Below are 4,281 nucleotides of genomic sequence, written 5' to 3' on the forward strand. Positions count from 1 at the left end.
TCCACGTCGTGGCAGCGGTCGAGCCGGACCCCGGCCCGCAGCAGCGCCGGGTAGACCGTGGCGCCGGAGGCCCAGACCCAGCGGGGGCGGTCGGCGGCCTCGCGGGCGGTCACCGCGGCGGCGAGGTCGGTGACCGGCTCCGCCGGACCGGTGGGGCGGCCGGCGAGGTCGAGGGGTTGCAGAACTCCCCCACCCCGCTCGTCCGCCACCACCGCCACCAGCACGGACGCGATTCTCCCCCGCCCCTGTGACACTGCGCTCCGCGCGGGCACCCGATCGGCCTCTTGCACGGAAAGAGTGGCCATCCCGGGCGGAACGGCCACTCTTTCCGGGAAACTGCGCCCCGTGACGGGTGGGGTTACTTGCCTACGCCGGCGGTGAGGCCGGACTGGACCTGGCGCTGGAAGACGATGTACACGATGAGCACCGGGAGCATCGCCATGGTGACGCCGGCGAAGAGGCCCGACCAGTCGGACTTGTAGCCCTGGTTGACCGAGAGCTCGATCAGGCCCTGGGAGATCACCTGGTTCTTCGGCTCACCCGCCACCGACTGCATGAGCAGCGTCGGCAGGTACCACTGGTTCCACTGGCCGAGCACGTTGAAGATGCCGATGCTGATCAGGCCCGGCTTGGCCATCGGCAGCATCACGCTGAAGAACAGCCGGCTGTGCGAGGCGCCGTCGACCATGGCCGCCTCGGCGATCGAGTCGGGCAGCGTCCGGAAGAACGAATGCATGAAGAAGATCGTGAACGACAGCGACCACGCCACGTAGACCAGCATCAGCATCACGTGCTTGTTCGGGCCGAGCAGCGGGAAGACCACGCCCGTGTTGTAGACGCCCTTGAACAGCGGCACCGCGGCGAGGTAGATCGGCAGGGTCAGCCCGGAGAGGAACATGTAGTAGATCAACCGGTTGCCGCGGAACTCGTAGCGGGCCAGCGCGTACGCGGCCATCGAGCCGAGCAGCATGGTGAGGAAGACGCTGCCGATCATCACCAGGATGGTGTTGAGGAAGAACGCCCCGAGGTGCCCCTCACCCCACGCCCGGGCGAAGTTGTCCCAGTGCAGCGTGTCGGGGATCAGGGAGAGCGGATCGCGGATCACCTCCGAGTCGCTCTTGAGCGCCGACATCACCACCCACAGCAGTGGGTAGATCACCATCACGGCCCAGACCACCAGGAAGACGTGGGAGAAGCCGTTGAAGATCCGGCCGCCGATCGCGGCGGCGCGGGACGTGGTACGCGGTGCGGGATCGGGTCGGGTGGCCGGGCTCTCGTCGGGCCGGGTCAGACCACCGTGTGTCGCCGTGCTCATGTCCAGCCTCCTCAGAACTCGATACGGTCGCGACGGGTGATCCTCAGCTGCGCCGCGGCGAGCAGGATCGTGAAGATCGCCAGGGCGACACCCATCGCGCAGGCGTAGCCGAACTGGCCCTTCTGGAACGCGGTGAAGTTGAGCACCGACGCGAAGATCTCACTGGCGTGGTTCGGTCCGCCCTGGCTGGGCGTCATGACGAAGACCAGGGCGTACATGTCCAGCGCGATGAAGCCCAGGTACACCCAGGCCACCGAGATCGTGTCCCGCAGCAGCGGCAGCGTGATCCGGAAGAAGGTGTGGAAGCGGCCGGCCCCGTCGAGGAGGGCCGCCTCGTAGATGTCCTTCGGGATGGACTGCATCGCCGCCGAGAAGAGCACCATGTAGAAGCCGGCGCCGCTCCAGACCGCGATCAGCAGCAGCCACCACAGCACCGCCGGTACGCCGAGGAAGGGCTCCGGGTCGGCGGTGAAGGCGATCGGGTTCTCCGGGTCGCCCAGCCCGAGCTTGATCAGCAGGCCGTTGATCAGACCCTGTCTGTCGGTCCGGTAGATCTGCTGCCACATCACGGCGATGACCACCAGCGACAGCACCTGCGGGAAGAAGAAGATGACTTTGTAGACGGCGGAGCCGAACACCCCGCGGATGCCGGCCCTGTCCTCGCGTCCGCCCACGTTGAGCAGGAACGCGAGGAACAGGGCCAGCGCGATGGTGAACAGCGGCACGGTGATCAGGAAGAAGACGTTGTGCCAGAAGGCCTTCCTGATCAACTCGTCCGACAGCAGCCGGACGTAGTTGTCGAGACCGACGAAGCGCTGGGAATCCGAGTACCCGCCCCAGTCGGTCAGCGAGTATCCCGCCGCCTGCGCGAACGGCCACACCACGTAGAACAGGTACAGCGCAACCGGCAGGGCCAGGAAGCCCGTGACGAAACGCGCGACTCCGTGCCGCATTGGACTCACTCTCTCGTTCGGGTCAGGCGGTGCGGGTCTGCTTCTTGATCGACGAGTCCTTGGCGACCTTGTCGGCGGCCGCCTGCATCTTGTCGACAAACTGCTGCGCGGTCAGCCGGCCCGCCATCAGCTCCTCGGACAGGTTCTGGCTCTCCTTGTCCAGGTCGGCGTAGAAGTCCTGGAACTTGACCGAGATGAGCTCGCTGCCGCCGTTCTTCATCAGGGTGTTGGCGCTGGCGAGCGCGGAGTCCTGCACGTTGTCGCCGGAGCCCTTGGTGGAGGCCAGCGACTTGGTCAGCTCGGCGAACTTGGCCGAACCCGCCTTCGACAGGATCGCCCGCAGGAACTCCTTCGCGGCCTCCTTGTTCGGGGCCTTGCTCGGCACGACGAAGCCCTCGCCGGACGCGGCGAACACGTCCTTCGGCGCCTTGTCGTCGGCGTTGCTCCAGTAGTCCGACAGGGTCAGCTCGAAGCCCGGCGGGATGGTGGCGGACATCTCGTTCTTCAGCCACGTGCCGACCTGGATGAACGCCGCCTTGCCGTCGAGCCAGGCCTGCTGGGACTGGGTGTGGTCCAGCTTGCCCGGCAGCAGCAGCCGGTCCTTGACCAGCTTCTCCCACGGCTCCAGCGCCTTGAGCACGCCGTCGGCCTTCCAGGCGTTCTCCTTCAGGTTGTCGATGTCGACGACGACCTGCTTGCCGGCGGTCTTCCAGATGCTCGCCATGAGCCCCCAGCGCGGGTAGTAGCCGTGGACGGCGTCGTGCACGTACGGCGCCATGCCCTTGGCCTTGATCTTCGGGGCCAGGGCGAAGAACTCGTCCCAGGTGGTCGGCGCCTGCCAACCCTCCTTCTTGAACAGCGCCGCGTTGTACCAGTTGCCCCACACCGTGTACGCCACGTTCACGACGTAGAACTTGCCGTTCTGGGTGCCGTCGCCGACCGTGCCCGGCAGCAGCGAGTCCGCGACGGTGCCCTCGCTGTCCCAGGCGGGCGCGGTGAGCAGGTCGTCGAGCGGCTCGATGGCGCCCTCGTTGATCAGCGTGCTGCGGTCCATCATGTCAGCGCCCGAGTTCATGACCAGGTCACTCGGCTGCGTCGCCATCTTCGGCTGCTCTTCGGTCTTGATCTTCTGGGTGGAAGACATGTTGACCGTGATGTTCGGGTGCTTGGCGTTGAAGACGACCTTGTCTTCCTTGGCCCACTGGTCGCCCAGGCCGCCGTTGAAGATGACCACCTTGACGGCACTGCCGTCCTTGACACCGAACGGGTTGTCCTTGCTCTTCGCGGCGCCGGTGTCGTCGGACTTGCTCGGCTCGCTGCCGGCGCAGGCGCTGAGCAGGCCGGCGGCCAGGGTGGCGAGCAGCCCGGCCGCGCCGGCCAGCCGCAGCAGGGTCCGGCGGCTGAGGTCACCGAGGTTCTCGGGGGTAATCGACATCTCTGTCTCTCCTTGTGGTGTCCGGGTCAGGCGGTCCGCCGGAGGCGCCCGGCGTACCGCGACTCGAGGGCGAGGTTGTGCTCGTCCCCACCGGGGACGTTGGCGGAGAGGTAGATAGGGGGTACCTCCCCGGCCTGGTGGAACCGTCGTACGACCTCGGCGGTCAGCAGCTGCGCCAGCAGCGCGGCGGTGACCGACGAGACCGCACAGACCGCGCCGCCGCCCTCGAGCGGCAGCAGTGCGTCGCCGAACGGCGCGCCGTTGTCCAGCACGACGTCGGCGAGGTCGGCGAGCCGGTGCCCGGACGGGTGCCGTGGGGCGACCCGTGCGGTGTGCTCGACCGAGGTGACCGCGATCAGCGGATGGCCGCGCTCCTTCACCAGCGTCGCCAGCTCGACGACCGAGCCGTTGATGCCGGACTGGGAGGCGACCACGAACACGTCCCGCGGGTGCGGGGCCGCGAGCGCGTAGAGCTGGTGCGCAACGGCCGGGTCGCGTTCCAACTTGGGGTCGGCGAGCACGTCGCGGGGCGCGTCGCCGTGCAGCACCAGGTCGTGCAGGGAGAGCCGGTTGGTGGG

4 protein-coding genes and 1 pseudogene are annotated in these 4,281 nt (G+C 67.7%); all 5 read right to left on the reverse strand.

Annotated elements, in window-relative coordinates; all coding sequences use genetic code 11:
• Positions 1-254 (reverse strand): annotated as a pseudogene (locus ACFOYX_RS16560) (bifunctional 3'-5' exonuclease/DNA polymerase); the annotation flags it as partial.
• A gap of 104 nt (positions 255-358) precedes the next feature.
• Positions 359-1,315, reverse strand: coding sequence for a carbohydrate ABC transporter permease (locus tag ACFOYX_RS16565; RefSeq protein WP_377534103.1), 957 nt, complete (start codon positions 1,313-1,315; stop codon positions 359-361).
• An 11-nt stretch (positions 1,316-1,326) separates the two neighbouring features.
• On the reverse strand, positions 1,327-2,268 hold the full coding sequence (locus ACFOYX_RS16570; protein WP_109804145.1) for a carbohydrate ABC transporter permease: 942 nt from the start codon (positions 2,266-2,268) through the stop codon (positions 1,327-1,329).
• 22 nt (positions 2,269-2,290) lie between these two features.
• Complete coding sequence (ngcE, locus tag ACFOYX_RS16575) at positions 2,291-3,703, reverse strand: N-acetylglucosamine/diacetylchitobiose ABC transporter substrate-binding protein (protein ID WP_377534104.1); 1,413 nt, start codon at positions 3,701-3,703, stop codon at positions 2,291-2,293.
• 26 nt (positions 3,704-3,729) lie between these two features.
• Positions 3,730-4,281 (reverse strand): sugar isomerase domain-containing protein (locus tag ACFOYX_RS16580; protein WP_377534105.1); only part of this gene is annotated, 552 nt, incomplete at its 5' end.

Origin of the sequence: Micromonospora sp. GCM10011541 (assembly GCF_042650725.1) — a bacterium.
Taxonomy (GTDB): Bacteria; Actinomycetota; Actinomycetes; order Mycobacteriales; family Micromonosporaceae; genus Micromonospora; species Micromonospora sicca.